This window comes from Pseudomonas sp. KCJK9000 (assembly GCF_046230725.1).
In the GTDB taxonomy this organism is placed as follows: Bacteria; Pseudomonadota; Gammaproteobacteria; order Pseudomonadales; family Pseudomonadaceae; genus Aquipseudomonas; species Aquipseudomonas promysalinigenes.
Map to the genome: position 1 here is coordinate 61,900 of NZ_JBJJLN010000003.1, position 24,634 is coordinate 86,533.

Sequence of the window (24,634 nt, forward strand, 5' to 3'; positions counted from 1 at the left end):
CCTCTGATTACAAGGCGGCTATGGACACGGGGACGCGACTCAAACTGGTGCGTGAACGCAACAACCTCTCCCAACGGGAACTGGCCCGCCGCAGCGGGTTGACCAATTCGACGATCTCGCAGATCGAACAGAACCGTGTCAGTCCATCGGTCAGCTCACTGAAAAAACTGCTCGAAGGGATCCCCATGACCCTGGCCGAGTTTTTCAGCTTCGACGAGCCAGTACGCGAGGAGCGCTTCGTGTTTCGCGCCAGCGAGCAACCAGACCTTGGCCGCAATGGCTTACGCATGCTGTTGGTCGGTGCCAGTGTCGAGGCCCGGCAGATGCGCATGTTGCGCGAGCTCTATGCCCCAGGTGCCGATTCAGGCGAGCCGATCGTGCATGCCGAAGGCGAAGAATGTGGCCTGGTGACTCGCGGCACTGTCGAGCTCTGGGTCGACGGCCAGGTGAGCATCCTCAACTCCGGCGACGGGTACTACATTCCCACCACATTGCCACACAGTTTCAAAAACATCGGCCAGGACGAGGCGGAAATCATCAGCGCCAACACGCCGGCAAACTTCTGACCGAGCTGCGGCCTCGCCAGCGCGAGGCCTTGGTAGCTCATCGTTGCAGCGCTTGTTCGACAAAGTCCAGGCGGTCCTGGCCAAAGAACAACTCACCGGCGACGAACATGCTCGGCGCACCGAATATACCCCGCTCCACCGCCTGCTCAGTGGCGTGCTTGAGTTGCGCCTTGACCTGAGCATCCGCCGCCAAGGTTTGAAACCCTACAGGGTCTAAACTCGCTTGGCGCAGTGTCTGTTCTAACACCGCCGCATCGCTCAGGTCGCGCTGATGCTCCCACAGCCCCTTGAACAATACGCCCAGCAACGTTTCGAAGTGCTCCGGGGCATGCAGCTGCGTACCAATGACCCCACGCATCAGGGTCAGCGTGTTCACCGGGAAGCCGGGCGGCAGTCCGAACGGTACGCCGTAGCGTTTGGCATAACGCCCTAGGTCGTCGAACATGTAGCGACCTTTTGCCGGAATCATCGCCGGCGAGGCGTTGCCAGTGGCCTGAAACACCCCGCCCAGCAGCATTGGCCTATAGCTCAGGGTCGCGCCATTGCGGGCACACAGACTAGGCAACTGAGTCCAGGCCAGATAGCTGGCTGGGCTGCCCAGGTCGAAGTAGAACTCTACGGTCTTGCTCATTTAATCCACTCCTTGCCCCCCCAGACTTACCAGCGCTCCATCCACGGCCGCAGATCCAGTTCGAAGGTCCAGGCATCACGGGGCTGGGTGTGCAGGAACCAATAGCTGTCGGCGATGTGTACCGGGTCCAGAATGCCGGCCTGATCTTTCAATGCGTAGCGCTCGGGGAAACTGTCGCGGATAAAAGCGGTATCGATAGCTCCATCCACCACCACATGGGCAACATGGATATGACGTGGCCCAAGCTCGCGCGCCATGCTCTGGGCCAGCGCCCGCAGCCCATGCTTGGCGCCGGCGAACGCAGCAAATCCGGCGCCCCCCCGGGTACCTGCCGTTGCACCGGTGAAGAGAATGGTGCCCCGTTCGCGAGTGACCATCCTACGGGCAACGGCCTGAGCCGTGAGAAAACCTGCAAAACACGCCATTTCCCAGACCTTGAAGTATTTGCGCGGGGTTTCATCAAGAATGCTGCACGGGACATTGGCGCCGACATTGAACACAAACACTTCGATTGGCCCGATATCACGCTCGATGCGTTCGACCAGCTCAGCTACTTCCTGCTCCTTACGAGCGTCAGAGCCGTAGCCATGGGCCTGGCCGCCCTCGCCGCGAATTTCATCGATCAGCGGCTGCAGCTTGTCGGCTTGACGACGCGTTACACAGGCCACGTAACCCTCTCGGGCAAACCGCTTGGCGATCGCGCCGCCGGTGGCATCGCCGGCGCCGACGATCAGCGCCACCTTGGGTTGCTCTCCCATGCCTGCCTCCATTAATGAATGATCGTTTAGTAAACGAACGCTATGTTAAGATCAGCGCTTCGTCAAGCAGCGCGCAGAGGCCGCCATGCGCTACTCCTCAGAACACAAACAGCAGACCCGCGACAGGTTGTTGGCCAGCAGCGGCGCGCTGGCCAAGCGCGGTGGCTTTTCTGGCACCGGCGTGGCCGGCCTGATGAAGGCCATCGGCCTGACAGGCGGCGCCTTCTACAATCACTTTCCCTCCAAAGACGCGCTATTTACCGAAGTGGTCCGCCAGGAGCTGTGCAATAGCCCCTTGGCACGACTGGCCGAACAGGGCGCAAGTCGCGAGCGCCTGGCGCGATGCCTTCAGCAGTACCTGAGCCTGGCGCACTTGCACAATGCCGAGGGCGGCTGCCCGCTACCGCCGTTAGGTGTGGAGATCGCTCGTGCCGAACAGCCTGTGCGCGAAGAGGCTGAACACTGGCTGGTGACTTTGCATGGCGCATGGAGCCAGACGCTGGAAGACTCGGAATTGGCTTGGGTACTGATCAGCCAGTGCGTCGGCGCGGTGATGGTCGGGCGCATGCTCGCCAGCGAGCAGGTGCAGCAGCAGTTGCTCGATGCCAGTAAAGGCTTCGTGGTCAGGGCGCTGAATGAGGGTGATTGACTTGCAACAGCGGCCCATACCGCTTCGCGCCGCACGGGCCAGACTTGATGATCGCCCATGGCGTCACGAATAGGCTATCGGGGCCAACGGGCTGGAAAACCCGCTAATCGATCGTATCCCTCAGGCACGGCCAACTAGCGGGTTTGCCACAGTGATCAGGAAGAAGCACCCAACGCCTGACTGGTTTGCTCCCGGGCGGCATAGCGCTGCGCCAACACCGCACAAACCATCAACTGGATCTGGTGAAACAGCATCAGCGGCAGAATCATCGCGCCAATACCCGCCCCAACGAATAGCACCTGCGCCATCGGCACGCCGGTGGCGAGGCTTTTCTTGGAGCCGGCGAACAGGATGGTGATGCGGTCTTCCAAATTGAACCCCAGCACCTTGCCAAGCACGCGTGTGCCCAACAGCACCACCGCCAGCAGGATGCCGCAGACCGCGAATAGCCCCGCAAGATGCTGTGGTGATACGGTGTGCCACAGGCCAGTCACCACTGCATCGCTGAACGCGGTGTAGACCACCAGCAGGATCGAGCCCTGGTCGACGATCTTGAGCCAGCGAGCATTCTGCTTGACCCACGCACCTATCCAGCGTCGTGCGATCTGGCCGGCCACGAAAGGCACCAACAGCTGCAGGGTGATCTTCAACACTGCATCCAGACCCGACCCGGTATCGCCATTGGCCCCGAGCAACAACATCACCAGCAGCGGCGTCAGGAAAATACCGATCAGGCTGGACGCGGCAGCACTGCAAATAGCCGCTGGCACGTTACCGCGGGCTAACGAGGTAAAGGCGATGGCTGACTGCACAGTTGCGGGCAACGCGCACAGATAAAGCACCCCCAGGTACAGCTCATTGCCTACCAGCGGCACGAACAACGGCTTGAACGCCAGCCCCAGCAACGGGAACATGACGAACGTGCAGGAAAATACCAACAAATGCAGGCGCCAGTGACCGGCGCCGGCGATGATCGCCTCGCGGGAAAGCTTGGCACCGTGCAGGAAGAACAACAAACCGATTGCCAGGTTGGTCAGCCAGCCAAAGTACACCGCGCCGTCGCCCGAGCAAGGTAGCACGGAGGCAGTCAGCACCACCGCAAGTAGGCAGAGGGTGAACTTGTCGAACAACATGCGCAAATATTTCATAACAGTTTCCATCTTGTCGTTGTGCAACGATGGACGATAAGGTCTGGCGTTTTTTCCTGCTAACGCCGAAACCCCGGTGGATATCGCTCAACGGACATCCCTAACAAGGACATTGCATGATCATCAAACGTCTCGCCCCACTTAGCCTGATGTTCGCTTTCAGTTCGGTGTACGCTACCGACGCATTGCAGGCCAGGGTCGACCAGGTCATTGGCCCTTTGATGAAAGAGCAGGACATCGCAGGCATGGCCGTTGCGGTGTATGTCGATGGCCAGCCCCACTACTTCACCTATGGCGTCGCCAGTAAAGCCGATGGCAGGCCAGTGACCGCTGACACATTGTTCGAAATCGGTTCACTGAGCAAAACCTACACCGCTACCCTGGCTGCCCTGGCCAGTGCCGAGGGCAAGCTCGACCTGCAAGCTTCGGCACGCAAGTACCAGCCCGCCCTCTCCGGCACGCCCTTGGGCGAGGTCAGCGTCCTTGAACTGGGCGCCTACAGCGCGGACTGCCTGCCTTTGCAGTTCCCTGATGAGGTACAGAGCGCCGAGCAGACCCTGGCATTCTTCCAGCACTGGCAGCCGCGCACTAAGCACGGCACTCAGCGCTGCTATTCCAATCCCAGCCTGGGCTTGTTTGGCGACCTCGCGGCACGTGCGCAACATCGCCCGTTCGCCGAGGTAATGACCGATCATCTGTTGCCGCAATTGGGCCTTCGACATACCTATCTGCAGGTGCCAAGCAGCGCCCAGGGCTTGTACGCCCAAGGCTACGACGCGCAGAACCGCCCGGTGCACGTTGGCCCAGGTCCGTACGCTGACCAAGCCTATGGCATCAAGACCAGTGCCAACGACCTGCTGCGCTACCTGCGCCTACAAATGCAACCGGCTGAACTGGCACCGGCCCTGCGTAACGCCATGGCCATCACCCAGGCAGGTTACTTCAAGGTCGGTAGCATGACTCAAGGCTTGGGCTGGGAGCGCTACGCGTACCCGGTGCAACTGAACACACTGATCGAAGGTAACAGCCCTCAACTGATTCTTCAGCCGCAGGCTACTCAGCGCCTGAACCCACCACTGCCAGCCCAGCCTGCGGCTTGGTACAACAAGACCGGCTCGACCAATGGCTTCGGTGTATACGCCGCTTTCATTCCCTCCGAAGGCAAAGCCATCGCTCTGCTTGCCAACCGCAATTATCCCAACGAAGCCCGCGTGCGGGCCGCCTATAAGATCCTCGAAAAGCTCGACCACTAAGTCACGCGGAAAGGATTGTCGGACAAAATGTAGTGGATGAAAAAATTCACTACAAAACCATTGACGCCCTTCATCGGCCTTGGGCATGATGAAGCCGTCTCCCCGATCGGGAGCGGTGGCAAGGGTGTTCCAGGCGGTCTGCGCGGTAACGCAGGCTGCCCGTGGAGAGGGAATCTGTCCAAAAGGCAGCGTAAGAAAGCCCCTGTTGCGATGCTGCTGTAGCAGCCTTGGTAGCGCGCTACAACCTGTGGCGCCAACTGCGAAAATCAACAACAACTGGGTGATGGGGGCTTTATGATGAACCTGAACAACAATCCGACTATCGATCAACTGGCAGAGCTGTTCGCCGTTCGTAAGGACAGCCTCGACGACCACCTGCTGTGGGTCAGCCAAACCGGCGAGGTGCGTATTGACCGCCTGCCGCCGAACACCGTCGAGGATGAATTCGAAACGCACCTGCCCAGCATGCGTGCTCGTTTCAAGGTCTACCGCCGTGGCCAGGGCTATGTCGGCAAAAAGGCCGCAGCCGACACCGAGTTCGTTGGCCGCGTTCTGCAGACCCTGCAACAAGAATGGCCCGCCGCCCGTGAGCGGCAGGCAGTCAAGGTGATCGAATCGCTCAATTGAGCATCCATCATCATTAATCAAGCCCGGCCTGAATAGGCTGGGCTTTTTTCATGACCGCTACCAATACACTTGCTCAGGCCTTGAGCCGGTGCGGCTGCCCAGGCATCGGTAAAGCCCCCGTGGCAAGGGCCCGAGCGCGGTCGACACCCCACACCAGCGCGCGAGTCATGGTCTCGCCTGGCCGTGTTGGGTAGTACTCCTCATGCAACGACCTACCATCGCGCGCGTATAACCCAAGAAACAACTGCGTCGCGCCGAGCCGCGACAGGCGCACTTGAATATCCAGCGAGGTGCCATCGCTGAGTACCTCGTCGTGGCTGCGACAATGCAACTGGGCATCGGCCCATTGCCAATACGTCTCGTCCCTGACTCGCATGAAAGCTCAATCCTCTTTGGCCTGAATGCCACACAAGAAGACCACAAGTGGGCAGCGGCTACGAGCGCAACCGGCTATTACCATGAGCCGGGTCAATCAACATGAACAAAAACCCCGCCGTTGGGCGGGGCACTGTGAGTAGGTTCACATATTGATGGGTTTACTTGCGTGCAGGTACCCGGGGCGTGAAACGGCCTTTCTTGCTGCGCTGTACTGATGCGGGCTTGAGCTCCTCTGAATCATCCAGCGTCATGTGTGCAAAGCCAAGGCGGAAAGCTGCCTGGCCGCAACGCACTTGGCTGTTGATCGGAAAAGCATCGTTCATGTCTTCGTAAAAGGAATCGCTCATGCCCTGTCTCCGTTCAGTGGCGACCGCGCCGGCCAGTACTGGACTGGCCCCAAGAACACGGCCTGTGAAAATGAGACTAGCCGGTCACATGCAGACTGCCTGGACAAAAAACATCGAACCGACAAGTGGCATTCAGCTACCTCAGCCGCACCGCCGTGCCGGTAGCGAATACAACGACCATGCCACCCTGAACCGATGGCATGCTGATCTCGAAGTCCACCCCGACCACAGCATCGGCTTGCAACTGCCGTGCCCGCGCTATCAGCTCTTCTGTTGCCTGCTGGCGCGCCTCACGTAGCGCGCCTTCCAGCGTCTGCGAACGCCCGCCGAACACGTCACGAAACCGGGTGAAGAAATCGCGCACGAAGTTGATGCCTTGCACCGATTCGGAGCTCACCACGCCGAGGTATTCGGCGATCGGGCGACCTTCGAGCTGGCTGGTGGTAGAGATGATCACATTGCGCTCCTTGGCCTGGGTAAAATACCGAGTCTACCAAAGCCGTACTGTGCTTCCCTATTGCGCGCTGGCTGCCCGCAGGCGCTGCCCAAGTTTCGCCCCGAACACATTGACCACCAGCCCGAGCATCACCAGCAGCGCGCCCCACCCTTGCACCGCCGTCAGCCGCTCACCCAGCAACCAGGCCGAAGAGCTCAGGCCGATAACAGGCACCAGCAGCGAAAAAGGCGCTACCTTGCCCGCTGGGTGGCGCGACAACAGCTTGCTCCACAGGCTGTAGCCAATCATGGTGGCCACGAATGCCAGGTAAGCCAGTGCCAGCACCGAGCTCCAACCTATGTTTGCCAGAGAATGGGCGATGCGCTCCGGCCCCTCCAGCCACCAGGACAAGACCAGAAATGGCAGCGGCGGGATCAACCCGCCCCAGATCACCAGTGCCACCAGGTCCACCGAGCCGAAGCGTCTGGTGATGATGTTGCCCATGCCCCACATAGCACCGCCACACAGAGTCAGCAGTAGCGCAATCAGTGGCACATGACCGCTGTCTTCGCTGCCGATCAGCGCAAGGCCACTCGCCGCCACCAGCAAGCCCAGCACACTGGCCAGGCGCAGACGCTCGCCGAGGAACAGCGCAGCGAAGCCAAGCGTGAAGAAGGCCTGCGACTGCAATACCAGCGACGCAAGCCCTGGGGGCATGCCGCTGTACATGGCCTGAAAGAGGAAGGCGAATTGGCCCAGGGAGATGGTCGCGCCGTAGGCGATCAACCAGCGCCATGGCAGCTTGGGTCTCTTGACCAGAAGCACGGCAGGAAACGCCACCAGCAAAAAGCGCAAAGCGCCCAAGAGCATCGGTGGCAAGCCATCCAGGCCGACTTTGATGACCACGAAATTGACTCCCCAGGCGATGATGACCACTAGGGCGATCAGCAGGTCCTTGAGCGGCATTGCAGCTTCCTTCTTCAAGCGTTCTAGACATATTTAGTAACAGCATAAGGGCTTTCTTAAAGGAGCGACCAGCACAGTTGTGGCCAACCCTTGCGCTACAGATAGTGTTACGTCCGCCGAAGTCCGCTGACCTCATCTGCATGTTCATCAGTAAGTCCACTGTGAATCATCAGCGCTTTCGCCGCTGGCGACTATCTCGGGGTATAGGCGATCAGAACAAAGCAGGCGTACTGGCAGTAGTACGTAATACGTACATACCGAAGTCTGCGGCAGCCGCCGGGAATGTCCGAGCACGCACTGGACAGCACGAGGAATAGCGAAGAGCTTGCGCTCCACGCATTTGCACCTAGCTCCGAACCCGTGGCATAGATACTGGTCAACGTTCTTATGTGGTCGATTTCGCGCTTTCCGAGGAGAACCTGCATGAGCAAGCCCAGCTACGTCCCGCCCAAGGTCTGGCGCAACGACGCCGCGTCCGGCGGCCAATTCGCCAGCATCAACCGCCCCATCGCAGGGCCGACCCATGACAAACAACTACCGATCGGCAACCACCCTCTTCAGCTGTACTCACTGGCCACGCCCAATGGGGTAAAAGTCACCATCCTTCTCGAGGAATTGCTTGCCTTGGGCCACAGCGGCGCCGAATACGATGCCTGGCTGATTCGCATCGGCGACGGCGATCAGTTCTCCAGCGGGTTCGTCGAGGTCAACCCCAACTCCAAAATCCCAGCACTGCTCGACCGCAGCGTAGAGCCGCCGGTGCGTGTTTTCGAATCTGGTTCGATCCTGCTGCACTTGGCGGAAAAATTCAGTGCATTGCTGCCCACAGCTCCAGCAGAGCGCACCGAAACGCTGAACTGGCTGTTCTGGCAGATGGGCGCGGCGCCGTATCTTGGCGGTGGGTTCGGCCACTTCTACGTCTACGCGCCGGAAAAAATCGAGTACGCCATCAACCGCTTCACCATGGAAGCCAAGCGCCAACTCGATGTACTGGAGCGCCGTCTGGCGGTCAGCAAGTACCTAGGCGGCGAGCGCTACAGCATCGCCGACATCGCCGTGTGGCCATGGTATGGCCAGCTAGTGCTCGGCAAGCTTTATGATGCCGCCGAGTTTCTTGCGGTAGACGAATACCCGAACCTTCAGCGCTGGGCTAAAGCCATCGCCGAACGCCCAGCTGTGCAGCGCGGCACCCGCGTCAACCGCACCTGGGGCGATGAAGCCAGCCGAGTGCCGGAACGTCACTCGGCAGCGGACCTGGACTGATGCAACAGGGGCCGCGCTGCGGCCCCGACAATGCCCCGACGCAACAACCCATTTCTGCAGCGCAAACCTCCCTCTCTCGATCCCTTCTTGTACACTCCTGGCATTAGCCCAACCTGCACAAATTCTGGTGAAAGCATGATCGAGGTAACCGAGGTTTCCATCGCCGAACTGCGCGATGCGCTCGAAACAGGCCGCACGACGTCGGTCGAGTTGGTCAAAGCCTATCTGGCACGAATCGAGGCCTATGACGGTGCCGATACGGCCACTGCACTCAATGCCGTAGTGGTACGCAACCCCGAAGCGCTCAAAGAAGCTGAAGCCTCTGACGCTCGTCGCAGCAAGGGCCAAACGCTGAGCCCGCTGGACGGCATCCCCTACACCGCCAAGGACAGTTATCTGGTCAAGGGCCTGACCGCCGCTTCCGGCAGCCCTGCGTTCAAGGACCTGGTCGCCCAGCGCGACGCCTTCACCATCGAGCGCCTGCGGGCTGCCGGTGCGGTGTGCCTGGGCAAGACCAATATGCCGCCGATGGCCAATGGTGGCATGCAGCGTGGTGTTTATGGGCGCGCCGAAAGCCCATACAACGCCAAGTACCTCACTGCACCGTTCGCCTCGGGTTCATCCAATGGCGCCGGCACCGCGACCGCCGCCAGTTTCAGCGCTTTCGGGCTGGCCGAAGAAACCTGGTCGAGCGGGCGCGGCCCGGCCTCGAACAATGGCCTGTGCGCCTACACCCCATCGCGCGGGGTGATTTCGGTACGCGGTAACTGGCCGCTGACCCCCACCATGGACGTCGTGGTGCCTTACGCCCGGACCATGGCCGACCTGCTGGAAATTCTCGATGTGGTGGTGGCCGATGACGCCGACCCGCGCGGTGATCTGTGGCGCCTGCAGCCGTGGGTGCCGATCCCCAAGCCGTCCTCTGTACGCCCAGCCTCCTACCCAAGCCTTGCGGCCAGCGCCAGTCTCAAGGGTAAGCGATTTGGCGTACCGCGCATGTACATCAATAAAGATGAAGCGGCCGGCACTTCAGCGAAGCCTGGAATCGGCGGCCCCACCGGGCAACGCATCAACACCCGCGCCAGCGTCATCGACTTATGGAACCAAGCGCGTCAAGCCCTGGAGGCGGCCGGCGCCGAGGTGGTCGAGGTGGATTTCCCGCTGGTGTCCAACTGTGAAGGCGACCGGCCGGGTGCGCCGACGGTTTACAACCGCGGCATCGTCAGCAGGCAATTCCTGCACGACGAACTGTGGGAGCTGTCCGGCTGGGCATTCGATGACTTTCTGCAGGCCAACAATGATCCGAAGCTCAACCGCCTGGCCGATGTCGACGGCCCGCAGATCTTCCCCCACGACCCCGGCACACTGCCCAACCGTGAGGACGACCTGGCCGCCGGCATGGACGAATACGTCAACATGGCCAAGCGTGGCCTGAAGAGCTGGGAGCAGATCGAGACGCTTGAATACGGCCTGCGCGGGCTGGAAAAAACCCGCAAAATGGACCTTGAAGACTGGATGGACGCTCAGCGCCTGGACGCCGTGCTGTTCCCAACCGTGGCCGATGTTGGGCCGGCCGATGCCGACGTCAACCCAACCTCGGCGGACATTGCCTGGAGCAACGGCATCTGGGTCGCCAATGGCAACCTGGCCATACGTCACCTAGGTGTGCCGACCGTAACCGTGCCAATGGGCGTAATGGCAGACATCGGCATGCCAGTTGGCTTGACCTTCGCGGGCAAGGCTTACAGCGACAATGACCTGCTGAGCTTTGCTGCGGCGTTTGAGGCCACTGGATCGCGGCGGATGATTCCGCCGCGTACGCCAGCTCTGGGTTAACACACCCAGGCTACAGGTGAACCCGCTTGCAGGGCGATTCGGCCAGCATGAGGGGTTCACCTGCACTGACATAGGCCATGTGTCGCTTATTTCAACGAGCTGTGTAAAAATCAACACAAAGTTGAAATAGTGGTCCCTCCATGGCACCCATCGAAGAACGAGCACTGACATTCAAAGTGCTCAAGGCCGCTATTCAGGCCTTGGGCAGTGTCGCCCCGCGCAACATGGAAATCCTCCTGCACGACCTGGACCACCCGGAGCATTCCGTGGTGTCTATCGTCAACGGCCATATTTCCGGGCGGGTCATTGGCAGCCCGATCCTCGCCGCCCCAGAGCAGGACCAAGGTTTCAAAGCGCTGATGCACGCAAGCCACGCCCAACGAGGCGCGGACCCCGTGGTATTGCCTGATTACCCCACCTCGGTGAAAGGCCGCACGCTGCGCAGTGCCACGGCAATTCTGCGCGACAGCAGCGGCCACCCCTTCGCCAGCCTGTGCGTCAACACTGACCTGAGCGACCTGAATGCCGCGATGGATTTTCTGCGCCAGCTGCAGCCATTGGGCGCTGAACCGCCGGAGGCTATCGTTGAGGAGCCTGCCGACATGGCGTTGTTGATGGCAGAAATCATCGAACACGCGCTACAGCGCACAGGCCATGGCCGAATGAACAAGCAGGCCAAGGTCGAAGCCGTGAGAGTGATGCAGGAGCGCGGCCTGTTCATCGTCAAGGGCGGCGTGGAAAAGGCCGCTACTGCCCTCGGCGTCACCCGTTACACCATCTACAACTACCTAGAGCAATTGCGCGGAGCGAACCGATGACCTTGCACATTCACACGCCATTGATCGAATCACGCCCGCTGTCGCTTGCCGCAGGTGCTACGGTGCGGCTCAAACTCGATGCCCTGCAGCCCTGCGGCTCGTTCAAGCTGCGCGGCGTAGGCCATGCCTGCGAGATACACCACGGGCGGGGTGCGCGGCACTTTGTGTCGTCGTCGGGCGGCAATGCCGGGCTAGCGGTGGCCTATGCCGGGCGCACGCTGGGGGTACCCGTCACTGTGGTGGTGCCTGAAACCACCACCGAGCGCGCCAAGCAGTTGCTGCGCCTTGAGGACGCCAAGGTGGTGGTGCATGGCAGTTCGTGGCAAGAGGCCAACGAACTGGCCTTGACGCTGGTTGGCGCCGAAGATGCATTCATTCACCCGTTCGACGACCCGCTGCTGTGGGCAGGGCATGCCAGCCTGGTAGATGAAGTGGCAGCGGCAGGTTTCAAACCCGATGCAGTGGTGCTGTCGGTTGGCGGCGGCGGGCTGCTCAGCGGTGTGGTCCAGGGCCTGCAGCGCAATGGCTGGGACGACGTACCGGTATTGGCAGTGGAAACCCGCGGAGCTGCCTCACTGCATGCGGCCATGCAGGCCGGGCACACGGTGGAACTGCCGGGCATCGCTTCGGTGGCCAGCTCACTGGGTGCCAAGCGCGTGGCGGAACAGGCGCTGGCGTGCACCCGAGCACATCCCGTGCACAGCCACGTGGTCAGCGACCGCGCTGCGCTACAGGCTTGCGAGCGCTTTCTACTTGACCATAGGTTGCTGGTCGAACCGGCGTGTGGTGCTGCCCTTGCGCTCGCCTACGATGAGCAGACCCTGGCCAGCTACTCACGTGTGCTGGTAGTGGTTTGCGGCGGCGCCACCGCCACGCTGGAACAGATCCAGGCGTGGCTCAAGCAGGCTCACTGACCCACGATCAAAGAAGGTTGCACCTGTCAGGCTTTTTCCAGGGCATCTTCTTTGTGCATCGCCAAATGCCCGGTCTTGTCGCTTTTGACTTCATATTGTGGCGCCTCTTTTGAGCAGTGGCGCTGTCGCCCGCAGAATTCGACGTCCTGCACATGCACCTTGACTACCTTGCCATGGATGACGCCGGCCTCGGAATTCCACTTCACGTGGTCGCCAGCCTTGTACCGATTGCTCATGATATTCCCCTTGCCGTTGGTCGAACTGTCATCAAGTTGTTCGCATTGCGCTGTACTACTGAACCTTCCTTAGGTTGAACAATTCAATGCTGATCACCGCCGCCTGGACGAAATGCACCCTGCGCCCTTTCGATCTGTGGCAAGTGAAGGCACAATGCGGGTCTTTTTTTTGGCCGGCCTGGCCGGGGGCCTTTAAATGATCAAGACGCCGTACTACCTCATCGACAAAACCAAGCTGCTGAGCAACATGGAGAAGATCGCTTACGTGCGTGAAAACTCCGGGGCCAAGGCGCTGCTCGCCCTCAAGTGCTTCGCCACCTGGTCGGTGTTCGACCTGATGCAGCAGTACATGGACGGCACCACCTCGTCGTCGCTGTTCGAGCTCAAGCTCGGCCGCCAGAAGTTCGCTGGCGAAACCCATGCCTACAGCGTGGCCTGGGCCGATGACGAGATCGAGGAAATGCTCGAGAATTGCGACAAGATCATTTTCAATTCTATCGGGCAGCTACAGCGCTTCGCCGAACAGTCCGAAGGCAAGGTCCGCGGCCTGCGCGTCAACCCCCAGGTGAGTAGCTCCGACTACCTGCTGGCCGACCCAGCCCGCCCGTTCAGCCGCCTCGGGGAATGGGACCCGGAAAAGATCGAGCAAGTGATCGAGCAGATTTCCGGCTTCATGTTCCACAACAACTGCGAGAACGGCGACTTCAGCCTGTTCGACAAAATGCTGTCGCACATCGAAGAGCGTTTCGGTCACCTGCTGCACAAGGTCCAATGGGTCAGCCTGGGTGGCGGGATCCATTTCACCGGCCAAGGGTATGCACTGGACGCCTTCTGCGCGCGCTTGAAGGCCTTCTCGCAGAAATACGGTGTGCAGGTCTACCTGGAACCAGGCGAGGCCGCCATTACCAATAGCGCTTCGCTTGAAGTGACGGTGCTCGACACCCTGTTCAACGGCAAGCACCTGGCCGTGGTGGACAGCTCGATCGAGGCACACCTGCTGGACCTTCTGATCTACCGCCTCAACGCCAAAATGGCCCCCAATGACGGCGAACATACCTACATGGTGTGCGGCAAGTCGTGCCTGGCGGGTGACATCTTCGGCGAATACCAATTCGACCGCCCTCTGGCCATCGGCGACCGCCTGTCGTTCATCGACACTGCCGGTTACACCATGGTCAAGAAAAACTGGTTCAACGGTCTGAAAATGCCATCGATCGTGGTCAAGCAGCTCGACGGCAGCGTCGAGGTGGTCCGCGACTTCGGTTTCGAAGACTACGTTTCCAGCCTGTCTTAAGACTGGCAATCCAAGTAAGGAGCAACAGGTAAATTGAAGAAGAACGTTCTTATCATTGGTGCAGGAGGTGTCGCCAAGGTGGTGGCCCACAAGTGCGCGCAGCATAACGACGAACTGGGTCGTATCGCCATCGCGTCACGGAACATCTCCAAATGCCAGGCCATCATCGACAGCGTCAAGGCCAAGGGTAGCCTGAAGGTACCCGCCGACATCCAGGCCTTTTCGCTCAATGCCCTCGATGTCGAGGCGACCAAGGCACTGATCCGCGAGACCGAGTCGCAGATCGTGATCAACGTAGGTTCCGCCTTCCTCAACATGTCGGTGCTGCGTGCCTGCATCGATACCGGTGTCGCCTATCTGGACACCGCCATCCACGAAGAGCCGGGCAAGATCTGCGAGACCCCGCCGTGGTACGGCAACTACGAGTGGAAACACCTCGAAGAGTGCCAACAAAAGAACATTACCGCCATTCTCGGCGTCGGTTTCGACCCGGGTGTGGTGAACAGCTACGCAAAACTTGCGCAGCAGCAATATTTCGACAGCATTGACTCGATCGACATTCTCGACGTCAACGCAGGCTCCCACGGCAAGTACTTCGCCACCAACTTCGACCCGGAAATCAACTTCCGTGAATTCACCGGGCAAGTCTGGAGCTGGCAGAACAGCCAGTGGACCAGCAACACCATGTTCGAAGTCAAGCGTACCGATGACCTGCCGGTAGTCGGCTCGCAAAACCTCTACCTGACCGGCCACGATGAGGTGCATTCGATCTCGAAGAACCTCAATGTGCCGAATGTGCGGTTTTGGATGAGCTTCGGCGAGCACTACATCAACGTGTTCACCGTGCTGAAAAACCTCGGCCTGCTCTCCGAGCAACCGGTCAAAACCGCCGAAGGCCTGGAAGTGGTACCGCTGAAAGTAGTCAAAGCCGTGCTGCCTGACCCAGCTTCGCTGGCCCCGGGCTACACCGGCAAGACCTGCATCGGTGACCTGGTCAAAGGCACTAAGGACGGTAAGCCACGCGAAGTGTTCATCTACAACGTTGCTGACCACGAAGAGGCCTACGCTGAAACCGACAGCCAGGGTATTTCCTACACTGCCGGTGTACCTCCTGTGGCGGCAGCTCTGCTAGTTGCCCGTGGCCAGTGGGATGCCAAGCGCATGGTCAACGTCGAGGAACTGCCAGCCGAACCGTTCCTGAAGGCGCTGGACGTGATGGGCCTGCCGACCCGTGTGAAAGACGAAAATGGCGATCGTCCATGGGACGCTGAAGCCTAAACGGTCAGACACCAGGGGCGCCCACAGGGCGCCCCTTCTCTATTGGGTGTTCGCGCACATACCTTTCGTAGGCTGCCCCTTGCAAAAGCCAGGCTCTGCAAATACTGTATGAATATTCAGTATCTCGGGGCACGCCATGCAGCTCATCGCCAAACTCGGTATTCTTGCCGACGCCGCCAAGTATGATGCCTCTTGCGCCAGTAGCGGGGCGCCAAAGCGCAGCTCGCGCGGCAGCAGTGGCCTAGGGGCTACCGATGGCATGGGTATCTGCCACAGCTACACCCCTGATGGTCGCTGTGTTTCGTTACTCAAGGTGCTGCTCACCAACTTCTGCCTGTACGACTGCCAGTACTGCGTCAACCGCCGTTCGAGCAATGTGCCCAGAGCCCGCTTCAGCCCTGAAGAGGTGGTACGCCTGACCCTGGACTTCTACCGGCGCAACTGCATCAGCGGCCTGTTCTTGAGCTCCGGCATCATTCGTTCCGCTGACTACACCATGGAGCAGTTGATCCGCGTGGCGCGCTTGCTGCGTGAGGAGCACAACTTCCGTGGCTACATCCACCTCAAGACCATCCCCGATGCCGACCCTCTGTTGATCGAAGAAGCCGGTCGGCTGGCCGACCGACTCAGCGTCAATATCGAGTTGCCGACCGATGCCAGCCTCAAGCGCCTGGCGCCGGAAAAACAGGCTCACACCATTCGCCAGGCCATGGGTGTGATTCATCAGAGCCAGCAAGCAGTAGCCGGTGAACCGAAGGCCCCACGCTTTACCCCAGCCGGGCAGAGTACTCAGGTGATCGTCGGTGCCGACAGCACCGACGACAGCACGTTGCTGCGCAACGCCGAGTCCCTGTATCAGGGCTTTGGCCTCAAGCGGGTGTACTACTCGGCCTTCAGCCCGATCCCTGACAGCCCTGGCAGTGTTCCCCTGGCCGCACCGCCACTGCTGCGCGAACACCGTTTGTATCAAGCCGATTTCCTGCTGCGCGGTTATGGCTACAAAGCCGGAGAATTGCTCGGCCAGGCCGGCAACCTGGCGCTGGACATCGACCCCAAGTTGGCTTGGGCACTGGCCAATCGGGAGGTGTTTCCGCTGGACGTGAACCGCGCTGAACCAGCGCTGCTGGCCCGCATCCCCGGCATAGGCTTGCGCAGCGTACAGCGGCTGGTAGCCCTGCGCCGTGAGCGACGGGTGCGCTACGACGACCTGATTCAGTTGCGCTGCGTGCTGGACAAGGCGCGGCCATTCATCGTCACCAGCGACTACCGCCCCGCCGATGGAGAATTGCGCAGCGGCCTGCTTCGGGCGCGTTTGCGCGAACCTCAGGCACCGGTGCAGATGGGGTTGTGGGGGTGATCGCGCTCGATTGCGATGGGCAGTTCGGCATCTGGCGTAACCAGGCCCGTAGCCTGCTCGGCCATGGCATCGACCCTGCCAACGTGACCTGGGCCCAAGGCCCTACTCAAGATCTGCTAGCCCTACCCATACCACTGCCCGAGGGCCCTGGCCCATTCCGCGCCAAGGTGCCAGCTGCGTTGTTGACGCAATTGGAGCAAGCCTCACGCTACCGCGGCGAGCAACGCTGGAACTTGTTGTACGAAGTGCTTTGGCGCGTTGCCCATGGCGACCGTACCGCAATGCTGGCCGGTGACCGCCTGGGTAGCGAATTGCAGCGGCGGATCAAGCAGGTCAGTAGAGAGGCGCATCACCTGCATGCGTTCGTGCGCTTCGTGCCCTTGCCAGACCCGTTGGCCGAAACCCTGCAATTGGATTTGGTGGCGTATCACGAGCCTGCTCACGACATTCTGGAAAGCGCCAGCGGGCACTTCGCCGACCGCCTGGGCACCCAGCGTTGGTTGATTGCAACGCCTCAGGACGGTATCCGCTTTGACGGTCACGGCTTTGATTATCGGCGGCGCTGCCCTATCGACTGGCAACAATGGGCGCAACACGCTGAAGACCCAGGTGCGCAGCTCTGGTGTACCTACTATCGGCACACCTTCAACCCGGCCAGGCTCAATCCCGATGCACTGCGTCTGCACATGCCTGGGCGGTTCTGGCGGCATTTGCCCGAGGGTATGCTGATTCCTCAGCTAGAAGGCTTGGCGCGGCAAGGCAAGCAGCGTGATGGGCAGGCGCTGGAGGTGGCTAGCCAACAAGGCAAGACGATTAAGCTTTCCAGCGAGTTGTGAAAATTTTGTAATGGATTTGGCATACCACCTTCCCATGTAGCGACACATCCTGACAGAATTACTGCTAATAATTCTCATGTTTAATTACATTAGCAGTACTCAGGAGCTTATCCACCATGCTGTCGCCCCTCGCGCCCACGCGCCCCCTGCCCGCCCGCAACTTGCTCGCCATGGCCGTGTGCATGGCCATCGCCTCACCGGTGCTGGCCGAAGAAGCCCCCGCAACGCTAGAGCTTGGCGCAACAGAAATCAGCTCCGAGACACTGGGCAGCACTACCGAAGGCTCGGGTTCTTACACCACCGGCTCCATGTCCACCGCGACCAAATTGCCGCTGAGCATGCGTGAGACCCCCCAGGCAGTGACGGTGATCACTCGCCAGCGCATGGATGACCAGGCCATGACAAGTATCAACGACGTGGTCAGAGCGACCCCTGGCCTGTTTCTCGATTACTCCAGCGGCCCTGGCCGACAGACCTACTCGGCGCGTGGCTTCGACATCGACAACCTGATGTACGATGGCATACCCAGTGGCTATACCGGCTACGTGGTCGGGGTACAACCCAATCTGGCAATGTTCGATCGGGTCGAGGTCGTGCGCGGTGCAACTGGCCTGGTCACTGGTGCCGGTAACCCGTCGGCGGCGATTAACCTGGTACGCAAGCGTCCACTGGCCGAGCAGAAGGTCACCCTCACTGGCGCCGCTGGCAGTTGGGACAACTACCGCGGCGAGCTGGATGCCTCCAGCCCGCTCAACGACAGCGGCACCCTGCGTGGTCGCGTGGTCGCCTCCTACCGGGACGCCAACAGCTTCGTAGACGACGTCGAAGAGGACCACGGTCTTTTCTACGCCGTGACCGAGGCGGATCTGTCCGATGACACCAGCCTGCTGCTGGGTTTTTCCCATCAAAAGGACAAGACCAATTACTTCTGGGGCGCAATGCCCACTGCCCTCGATGGCCACCACATGGGCTTCTCGCGCTCCTACAACCCCGGCACCGATTGGGAGAACAAGGACCAGCAGATCGACACCCTGTTCGCCGAATTGCGCCATCGCCTGGCCAATGACTGGACGCTTCAGCTCAACGCCAACTATGCGCAACAGGATGGCACCTTCACAGGTTCCTACCAGTCGCGCTGGAGTGGGCTGCAGGCGCCCATCTCGCGCACGGTTTACCAATCCAAGCACCAGGAGAACCAGACGGGCCTGGATGGTTTCCTCAGTGGCCCCTTCGAGCTGCTGGGGCGAACCCACGAACTGGTGGTCGGTGCCAGCAAACGCATCTACGACATGGACACGCGCAACTATGACCCTTACGACCTGAGTTGGCCGCTCAACGGCAGCAAGCCAAACTTCGTACATATCAGCAACGAACGCGAAGTCACCACCCAGGACGGCGTGTACCTGACGACTCGGCTGAATTTGGCCGACCCGCTCAAACTGATTCTTGGTGGCCGCCTGGACTGGTACGACTACGATAATCGCGACGGCGACGGCGACTACAAGGTCACCCGCAACGTAACCAAGTACGCTGGCTTGATTTACGACCTCGACGACCATCACTCGGTGTATGTCAGCTACAGCGACATCTTCACCCCGCAGAGCAGCAAGGACACCTCTGGCACACCCGTCAAACCGATCGTGGGCAAGAACTACGAGGTCGGTATCAAGGGCGAATATTTTGGCGGCGCGCTCAATGCCAGTGTTGCCCTGTTCCGCATCGACCAGGAAAACCGTGCCACGCAGATCTTCGTCGCAAATTGCCCGCAAACCACTTGCTACCAAGCTTCCGGCGAGGTCCGCAGCCAGGGTATCGACATGGAACTGCAAGGCGCCCTGACACCGAACTGGCAGATCGCAGGCGGCTACACCTACGCCCGCGTGCACACCCTCAAAGACGCCGCCACCCCCGCCAATGTCAATCAGCGGTTCGACACCGACACCCCGGAGCACATGTTCAAGCTGAACACCGTTTACCATTTCCAGGGCCCGCTGGAAAAACTGCGGGTCGGCGGCAACATTTCGTGGCAGAGCCGCATCTATAACGACTTCACCGTAGCCGATGGCAGTCAGTACCGACTGGTTCAGGGTGCTTATGCAGTCACTGACCTGATGGCCGGCTACCGGGTCAACCAGCATCTGGACCTGCAGCTCAATGCCAACAACGTGTTTGACCGCAAATACTACTCGGCGGTTGCCAGCTCCGTGAGCTATGGCGGCGACACATGGGGCGCCCCGCGCAATATGATGCTGACGGCCAAGTACAGCTTCTGAGCAAGCGCCTGACGACACCGGCCAGGCCGGTGCTCGCAGGCTGCCTCAAGCCGGAACGTTCAGCCGAACAGCTTGGCCAGGCAACCCAGCTTTTTCTTGTATGAGCGCCGGGCTGCCAGGGCATCCTCCAGGGTCACCGCCAGGAATCGCGCCTGCTGGTTTGGCTGCATCTGCCCTATCAGATCCAGGTCGGCACTGATCACCGTGCCGATCATCGCATAGCCACCGCCGGACACAGCATCGCGGTGCAGGATGATCGGCTCAAGCCCCGCCGGGACCTGAATAGAGCCTATCGGGTAGCAGCTATCGACGATGTTCGAGGGGTCCGAGCCGGCTCCGAAAGGTTGTTCGCGGGCTTGGAAGCTCAGCGCGCCCCCGCCCTTGTAGCGATAGCCTATCCGATCGGCTTCCGAACCCACGGTCCAGGCATCGGTGAAAAAGCGCTTGGCTGCCGCCTCGGTCAGGCGGTGAAAGTACAGCCCCGGCACCACCCGCAACAGCACTTCGCCACCCAATGCCTGGCGCAACGCCATCGGCAGACTGGCCCCGGCACGGCCCCTGCCACTGGGCACACCTACCGGCAGAAGATCGCCCGCCGCCAGCTTGCGCCCGTGAAAGCCACCCAGCCCGCCAAGGGCGTAGGTCGAACGGCTGCCCAGCGCCATCGGCACATCGATGCCCCCGGCCACTGCCAGGTAAGCTCGCGCACCTGCCGCGGGGTAGCCAAAGCGCAGTACCTGCCCGGCACGCACGGCAAAAGCGGTGTCTGGGCGCTGTTCCCGGTCATCGAGCAGCACCGGCATTTGCGCGCCGCAGACCGCGACCAAGGCATCTTGCTGAAATTCCAGTTCCGGCCCCACCAAGGCACACTCAAGGCCCGCCGCGTCTGCCGGGTTGCCGACCAAGTGGTTGGCGGCCTGCAATGCATACTGGTCCAGCGCGCCAGAAGGCGGTATGCCGAGGTGATAGTAACCTTCGCGGCCCAGGTCCTGTACCGAGGTGGCCAACCCGGGTTTGATGACCTTGATCATGCCAACACCTCCTGCAGCGACTTGGGGTAGCCGACAGGGTCGGCAAGAAATGCATCCAGAGAGAACTCCACCGGACGTATGCGCAAGTCGAAACGGCCGTCTTCCACATCCGCCACGGCCTGGTCGTAGGCCTGGCGGTCGATAGGCTTGAACTGCACGATATCCCCCGGGCGGAAGAACACCATGTGCTCTTTGAGGTAGGCCAGTGACTGCTGCGGGTCATAGATCGGCGCCGGGGTCACGCCGAACATCTGGTAGCCACCGGCGCCACGTACCGAATAGATGCAGCCGAAACAGCCGCCATGGCCCAGGGTCAGCTTGGGTGTGTCGGTACGCGGACGCAGGTACTTTGGCACCTGCAACTGCCGCTCACGCTCCACCATCTGGAACATGAACGGCAAGCCGGCAACGAATCCCACCATCGACACGAACCACGGCGCGCCACTGTGCGCAGCGACGAAGGCCTCGACGTTGGCCAGCCCATTGATGCGGGCAGCGTACTCCAGGTCGGTGCTGTCCGGGTCCTGGTGACGATCACGGAAGCGCATCAGCGTCTCGTGGGTCCAAGGGTCGTTGTACAGCACCGGGATCTCGATGATCCGAGTGCTCAGCGAGCGCTCGGTTACAGCTTGGGCCTCGGCGCTTCGAACTGCTTCGAGCAAGGCGTGGGGGGCGATGCGATCGGGGTCGAAACGCACCTGGAACGAGGCGTTGGCCAGGCAGATATCCAGCACGCCTTCCAGTGCCAGACGTTCCACTGCACGGGTCACCGCCATACCTTTGAAAAAGGCCTCCAGCGACATGCTGTCGCTGACTTCGGCGAACAGGTGCTCGTCGGCACCGAAGCTGTAGCGGATCGGGGAAGTCGCCATGTCTGCTCCTTGTTGGAATCTTTATCGACGGCAGGCAAAACAATGCGGTGCTGCGGGCCTTGGCGTCTTCGCGCCAGCAGCCAATCAAGCTCGGTGCGGTGCACGCACCTCGATACCTGCAGCGTCCAGCGCAGCGCGAGTGGCTTCGACCAGATCGAGCGCTCCGGGTGTGTCGCTATGCAGGCAGATCGACTCGAATTCGACGGTCAGATCCTGGCCCTCCACGGTTTGCACACGCCCCTGCTGACATGCCCGCAGCACTCGCTCGGCAACCCTTTGTGGCTGATAGCCGCTTACGTTGCGGGTAAATACGATCGAGCCACTGAGGTCGTATTCGCGGTCTGCGTAGAACTCCCGCACGACCGGCTGGCCCAGCTCTTGGGCGATGCGGCAGATCACCGAGCCGGGCATGCAATACAGCAACAAGTCAGGCGCCAGAACCTGCAGGTTTTCTACCAGCAGGCGTGCCGCCTCCTCGTCACGGGCCAGATGCATGTACAGCGCGCCATGGGGCTTGATGTGCTGCAGGCGCACGCCCTGTGCCCAGGCGATTTCGCGCAGGGCGCCAAGCTGATAAAGGATATCGTCGACCAGCTCTTGAGCCGGTGCGTTGATATGCCGGCGACCGAAACCCACCAGGTCGCGGAAACCAGGATGCGCGCCCACCCCAACACCCAGCGCCTTGGCCCGCGCAACCGTGCGCCGCATGGTCCCGGGGTCACCGGCATGAAAGCCAGTGGCGATGTTGGCCGAGCTGATGAATGCCATCAGTTCGTTATCGACACCATCGCCGATCGTCCAAGGCCCGAAGCCCTCGCCCATATCAGAATTGAAATCCACTACACGCATCGCGCTACCCCTGGCTTGTGACGGCATGCCAGCCACGTTAGATTCTGCCTGCCCCCTTGGGAAGATCTATAAACAGATGGGGTGTCTTCTGAAAATCAGATACCCAGGAGCCGACCGTGTCTCTCACGCTACGCCAGGTACGTTACTTCGTTGCCACTGCCGAGATTGGCCAGATCTCCCAGGCAGCGATACACCTCAATATCTCCCAGTCGGCGATCACCACTGCGATCAAGGAATTGGAAGCCATGCTGGGTGTGCTGTTATTTCAGCGCTCGGCCCAAGGCATGAGCCTGACCGAAGCTGGCCGGCACTTTCTCAACCGCGCCTACGTGATCCTGCGCAGCGTCGACGATGCCCTGAACAGTCCGCTACCCAACGTGCGTGCCAGTGGCCTTCTGCACCTTGCGGCAAGCTATACCGTCATCGGCTACTTTCTGCCGCACCATTTGCAGCGCCTGGAGCACTGGCACCCGGACGTGGAGCTCAAGGTCCACGAGCAGGAGCGCAGCGCCATCGAGCAAGGGCTGCTGGAGGGACGTTTCGACATGGCAGTGGTGCTCACCGCCAACCTCACCCATCCGGATATCGTCTCCGAGACCCTGTTCAATTCCGAGCGCCGGCTGTGGCTGCCCGGCCATCATCCGCTGTGTGAGCGGTCGGCCGTGAGCCTGGCCGACGTGGCCCAGCAGCCGTTCATTCTGCTCACTGTCGATGAGGCCGAACAAAGCGCCATGCGCTATTGGCAGCAGGCCGGGCAGCGACCGAATGTGCGGGTACGCACAAGCTCGGTGGAAGCGGTACGCAGCATGGTGGCCAATGGCAGCGGCGTGGCGATCCTTTCCGATCTGGTGCACCGCCCCTGGTCGCTGGAAGGCAAGCGTATCGAAACGGTGTCCATCTCCGACCCGGTGACGCCTATGAGTGTGGGCCTTGCCTGGCACCGCGAACGCGCATTCAGCCCGGCGATGCAAGCACTGCGCGATTACTTCCGCGATGCTTTCCTGGCACCGCAGCAACATGCAGCCAGGCGCTGAAACGCCTGACCAACCCACGCAGCCGATGGCCCGGTACAAGCCTCACTCGGCCTTGGTCTGCTCGGCCAGCTTGGCCAGCAGTGCCTTAGCCAGTGCCTTGTCGGAGAAAGGGTTTTGCCCAGTGATCAGTTCTCGATCCACCTGCACGTGCGGCTGCCAGGCCTGGGCGTAGCTCATCGCCCCACCGGCACCGGCCATGGCCGCGGCGGGGTAGAAAAGCAGCTTCTGCGGTTTGAGGGATGCCTCGAACACCTGCTCTTCAGCGTCGGAGAAGATGGTCATGCGGTAGCCTTGATAGGCCCAGTCGTCAGCCACCGGTTGCTCGCCACGCGCCAGGGCGGCCTGATAGCTGGCAGGGTCTCGTTGCGCCGACAACAATGCGATTGGCCCGTGGCAAATGGCAGCCGTGGCTTTTCCGGCCTGGTGGAAGTGGCGTAGTAAAGCCCCGACCTCTGGGTTGTTGGCCAGGTCGATCAGCGGCGCGTGGCCGCCGGGAATGAACAAACCGGCGTAGCGGTCGAGGTCGCCAGCCAGCACTTCTTTGAGCGATAGAGTGTCGTCGATGCCCGGCAGGCCCTGCACAAGTTGCTCGATGCGCCGCATTTCTTTGACGTCCCCGGCAAAATACTGCGGATCCACCGAGCGTATGTCTACGCTAGGCGCGTTGCCTTTAGGCGTCACCAGCACCAGCTTATAGCCAGCTTTGAGCAACTGGTCAGCAGGGACGCCAAACTCGTTGAGGTAATAACCTGTGGGATAGCGCTTGCCATCCTCCAGCATCAACTGGTTTTCACTGGACAGCAGAACCAGCACTTCGCCTTTGGGTGCCGCGTGTGCACCGCCGGCAAGCACTGCTGCGGTTATTGCCAGGCCCAGGGTGGGGATGCTTTTCATCATGTGCTACCTATTCACTTGGATTCAGTGGGCGCAGTCTAAACAGAGCGCTAAGATTCGATAATTCGAAACCCTTCATCTCTGTAATCC

General features: G+C 60.7%; 26 protein-coding genes. 14 read left to right on the forward strand and 12 right to left on the reverse strand.

All coding sequences use genetic code 11. The features are described 5' to 3' along the window. The first annotated feature begins 20 nt into the window (after positions 1-20). Positions 21-566, forward strand: a complete 546-nt coding sequence (locus ACK59H_RS02450) for a cupin domain-containing protein (RefSeq protein ID WP_027916793.1) — start codon at positions 21-23, stop codon at positions 564-566. A gap of 37 nt (positions 567-603) precedes the next feature. On the opposite strand, the gene ACK59H_RS02455 is transcribed toward ACK59H_RS02450, so the two are convergent. Beyond that, positions 604-1,197, reverse strand: coding sequence for a 2-hydroxychromene-2-carboxylate isomerase (locus ACK59H_RS02455; RefSeq protein WP_409264228.1), 594 nt, complete (start codon positions 1,195-1,197; stop codon positions 604-606). Positions 1,198-1,223: 26 nt separating this feature from the next. Then, positions 1,224-1,955, reverse strand: a complete 732-nt coding sequence (locus ACK59H_RS02460) for an SDR family oxidoreductase (RefSeq protein ID WP_261745435.1) — start codon at positions 1,953-1,955, stop codon at positions 1,224-1,226. An 85-nt stretch (positions 1,956-2,040) separates the two neighbouring features. Here ACK59H_RS02460 and ACK59H_RS02465 point away from each other — a divergent pair, with 85 nt between their 5' ends. Further along, entirely contained in the window at positions 2,041-2,604 is a 564-nt protein-coding gene (locus tag ACK59H_RS02465) for a TetR/AcrR family transcriptional regulator (protein ID WP_261745434.1), read from the forward strand. A 155-nt stretch (positions 2,605-2,759) separates the two neighbouring features. On the opposite strand, the gene ACK59H_RS02470 is transcribed toward ACK59H_RS02465, so the two are convergent. Further along, positions 2,760-3,752: a bile acid:sodium symporter family protein gene (locus tag ACK59H_RS02470; protein WP_409264229.1), complete on the reverse strand. Its 993-nt coding sequence runs from the start codon at positions 3,750-3,752 to the stop codon at positions 2,760-2,762. Positions 3,753-3,868: 116 nt separating this feature from the next. On the opposite strand from ACK59H_RS02470, the gene ampC reads away from it, so the two are divergent. Together ampC and ACK59H_RS02480 are read left to right on the forward strand one after the other, a co-directional pair. Beyond that, positions 3,869-5,005, forward strand: a complete 1,137-nt coding sequence (gene ampC, locus ACK59H_RS02475) for a class C beta-lactamase (RefSeq protein ID WP_409264230.1) — start codon at positions 3,869-3,871, stop codon at positions 5,003-5,005. A 294-nt stretch (positions 5,006-5,299) separates the two neighbouring features. Beyond that, entirely contained in the window at positions 5,300-5,632 is a 333-nt protein-coding gene (locus ACK59H_RS02480) for a hypothetical protein (RefSeq protein WP_060476575.1), read from the forward strand. A 73-nt stretch (positions 5,633-5,705) separates the two neighbouring features. Here ACK59H_RS02480 and ACK59H_RS02485 read toward each other — a convergent pair whose 3' ends face one another. The 4 genes from ACK59H_RS02485 to ACK59H_RS02500 all read right to left on the reverse strand — a co-directional run bounded on the left by ACK59H_RS02485 (position 5,706) and on the right by ACK59H_RS02500 (position 7,759). Continuing rightward, entirely contained in the window at positions 5,706-6,008 is a 303-nt protein-coding gene (locus ACK59H_RS02485) for a hypothetical protein (protein WP_060476576.1), read from the reverse strand. 160 nt (positions 6,009-6,168) lie between these two features. Further along, entirely contained in the window at positions 6,169-6,357 is a 189-nt protein-coding gene (locus tag ACK59H_RS02490) for a hypothetical protein (RefSeq protein WP_060476577.1), read from the reverse strand. A gap of 136 nt (positions 6,358-6,493) precedes the next feature. After that, the gene (locus ACK59H_RS02495; RefSeq protein WP_060476578.1) at positions 6,494-6,814 is read right to left on the reverse strand and encodes a YbjQ family protein; all 321 of its coding nucleotides are present in this window, start codon (positions 6,812-6,814) and stop codon (positions 6,494-6,496) included. 57 nt (positions 6,815-6,871) lie between these two features. Further along, a complete protein-coding gene (locus ACK59H_RS02500; RefSeq protein ID WP_409264231.1) occupies positions 6,872-7,759 on the reverse strand; it encodes an EamA family transporter in 888 nt (295 codons plus the stop codon). Between the two features lie 423 nt (positions 7,760-8,182). Between ACK59H_RS02500 and yghU the strand changes: the two genes are divergently transcribed. From yghU to ACK59H_RS02520, 4 genes are all read left to right on the forward strand, one after another. Further along, on the forward strand, positions 8,183-9,022 hold the full coding sequence (gene yghU / locus ACK59H_RS02505; RefSeq protein WP_409264232.1) for a glutathione-dependent disulfide-bond oxidoreductase: 840 nt from the start codon (positions 8,183-8,185) through the stop codon (positions 9,020-9,022). 135 nt (positions 9,023-9,157) lie between these two features. Next, positions 9,158-10,858 carry an amidase gene (locus ACK59H_RS02510; protein WP_060476581.1) on the forward strand — a complete coding sequence of 567 codons (1,701 nt, stop codon included), beginning with the start codon at positions 9,158-9,160 and terminating at the stop codon, positions 10,856-10,858. 140 nt (positions 10,859-10,998) lie between these two features. Further along, complete coding sequence (locus ACK59H_RS02515; RefSeq protein WP_060476582.1) at positions 10,999-11,676, forward strand: transcriptional regulator; 678 nt, start codon at positions 10,999-11,001, stop codon at positions 11,674-11,676. Further along, the gene (locus ACK59H_RS02520) at positions 11,673-12,590 is read left to right on the forward strand and encodes a pyridoxal-phosphate dependent enzyme (protein WP_060476583.1); all 918 of its coding nucleotides are present in this window, start codon (positions 11,673-11,675) and stop codon (positions 12,588-12,590) included. The genes ACK59H_RS02515 and ACK59H_RS02520 overlap by 4 nt, the downstream gene beginning before the upstream one ends. Positions 12,591-12,616: 26 nt before the next feature. Here the strand turns inward: ACK59H_RS02520 and ACK59H_RS02525 are convergent, their stop codons facing one another. Beyond that, entirely contained in the window at positions 12,617-12,826 is a 210-nt protein-coding gene (locus ACK59H_RS02525; protein WP_060476584.1) for a DUF2945 domain-containing protein, read from the reverse strand. A 196-nt stretch (positions 12,827-13,022) separates the two neighbouring features. Between ACK59H_RS02525 and ACK59H_RS02530 the strand changes: the two genes are divergently transcribed. The 5 genes from ACK59H_RS02530 to ACK59H_RS02550 all read left to right on the forward strand — a co-directional run bounded on the left by ACK59H_RS02530 (position 13,023) and on the right by ACK59H_RS02550 (position 19,864). Further along, positions 13,023-14,120: a carboxynorspermidine decarboxylase gene (locus tag ACK59H_RS02530; protein WP_060476585.1), complete on the forward strand. Its 1,098-nt coding sequence runs from the start codon at positions 13,023-13,025 to the stop codon at positions 14,118-14,120. Positions 14,121-14,153: 33 nt separating this feature from the next. Further along, positions 14,154-15,398, forward strand: coding sequence for a saccharopine dehydrogenase family protein (locus tag ACK59H_RS02535; protein WP_060476586.1), 1,245 nt, complete (start codon positions 14,154-14,156; stop codon positions 15,396-15,398). A 136-nt stretch (positions 15,399-15,534) separates the two neighbouring features. Next, positions 15,535-16,755, forward strand: coding sequence for a putative DNA modification/repair radical SAM protein (locus ACK59H_RS02540; RefSeq protein WP_060476587.1), 1,221 nt, complete (start codon positions 15,535-15,537; stop codon positions 16,753-16,755). Continuing rightward, on the forward strand, positions 16,746-17,591 hold the full coding sequence (locus ACK59H_RS02545; protein WP_060476588.1) for a TIGR03915 family putative DNA repair protein: 846 nt from the start codon (positions 16,746-16,748) through the stop codon (positions 17,589-17,591). Before ACK59H_RS02540 ends, ACK59H_RS02545 begins: the two co-directional genes overlap by 10 nt. Before the next feature lie 170 nt (positions 17,592-17,761). Then, positions 17,762-19,864, forward strand: a complete 2,103-nt coding sequence (locus ACK59H_RS02550; RefSeq protein ID WP_409264242.1) for a TonB-dependent siderophore receptor — start codon at positions 17,762-17,764, stop codon at positions 19,862-19,864. A gap of 59 nt (positions 19,865-19,923) precedes the next feature. On the opposite strand, the gene ACK59H_RS02555 is transcribed toward ACK59H_RS02550, so the two are convergent. The 3 genes from ACK59H_RS02555 to ACK59H_RS02565 form a co-directional block, all read right to left on the reverse strand. Then, complete coding sequence (locus tag ACK59H_RS02555; protein WP_060476590.1) at positions 19,924-20,895, reverse strand: biotin-dependent carboxyltransferase family protein; 972 nt, start codon at positions 20,893-20,895, stop codon at positions 19,924-19,926. Beyond that, complete coding sequence (locus tag ACK59H_RS02560) at positions 20,892-21,767, reverse strand: allophanate hydrolase subunit 1 (RefSeq protein WP_060476591.1); 876 nt, start codon at positions 21,765-21,767, stop codon at positions 20,892-20,894. Before ACK59H_RS02560 ends, ACK59H_RS02555 begins: the two co-directional genes overlap by 4 nt. Before the next feature lie 84 nt (positions 21,768-21,851). Beyond that, positions 21,852-22,616, reverse strand: a complete 765-nt coding sequence (locus ACK59H_RS02565) for a 5-oxoprolinase subunit PxpA (protein ID WP_060476592.1) — start codon at positions 22,614-22,616, stop codon at positions 21,852-21,854. A gap of 116 nt (positions 22,617-22,732) precedes the next feature. On the opposite strand from ACK59H_RS02565, the gene ACK59H_RS02570 reads away from it, so the two are divergent. Next, positions 22,733-23,650 (forward strand): LysR family transcriptional regulator, encoded by a 918-nt coding sequence (locus ACK59H_RS02570; protein WP_060476593.1) that lies wholly within the window; start codon positions 22,733-22,735, stop codon positions 23,648-23,650. Between the two features lie 42 nt (positions 23,651-23,692). Here ACK59H_RS02570 and ACK59H_RS02575 read toward each other — a convergent pair whose 3' ends face one another. Beyond that, a complete protein-coding gene (locus ACK59H_RS02575) occupies positions 23,693-24,544 on the reverse strand; it encodes a type 1 glutamine amidotransferase domain-containing protein (RefSeq protein ID WP_060476594.1) in 852 nt (283 codons plus the stop codon). Between the last annotated feature and the right edge of the window lie 90 nt (positions 24,545-24,634).